At 55.0% G+C, this 251-nt stretch carries 1 protein-coding gene; it reads left to right on the top strand.

Annotation, left to right across the window (positions count from 1 at the left end):
- Positions 1-251 (top strand): IncC plasmid conjugative DNA transfer DtrJ family protein (locus AAEZ05_RS29525; protein WP_350650175.1); only part of this gene is annotated, 251 nt, incomplete at both ends.

Raw genomic sequence — 251 nt, 5'->3', positions numbered from 1 at the left:
CAGCAGATGTTTGAACATGAGCTGGGCTGGCTGTCCCAGGACTTGTTACATAGCGTTGTCATCAAAGAACCGGGGCGCACCGCAACCTGGCTGGCAAAAACGACCTATGATTGGCTGATGGTAAAAAGCGGCCTGCAAGACAGCATTAACTCATTGACCCAATACGCTCGCTCCACGTCGCCGCAGCACGCCGGCATGTTCGACCTGCGCTACGAACTCGGTCGGGTCATGATCAAGTTCCAGGATTACGG

The sequence above is a fragment of the Pseudomonas sp. HY13-MNA-CIBAN-0226 genome (assembly GCF_040310305.1).
GTDB classification, from domain to species: domain Bacteria; phylum Pseudomonadota; class Gammaproteobacteria; order Pseudomonadales; family Pseudomonadaceae; genus Aquipseudomonas; species Aquipseudomonas gregormendelii.
The sequence above is the reverse complement of the archived record's forward strand: the minus strand, read 5'-3'. Positions and strand labels throughout refer to the sequence as shown.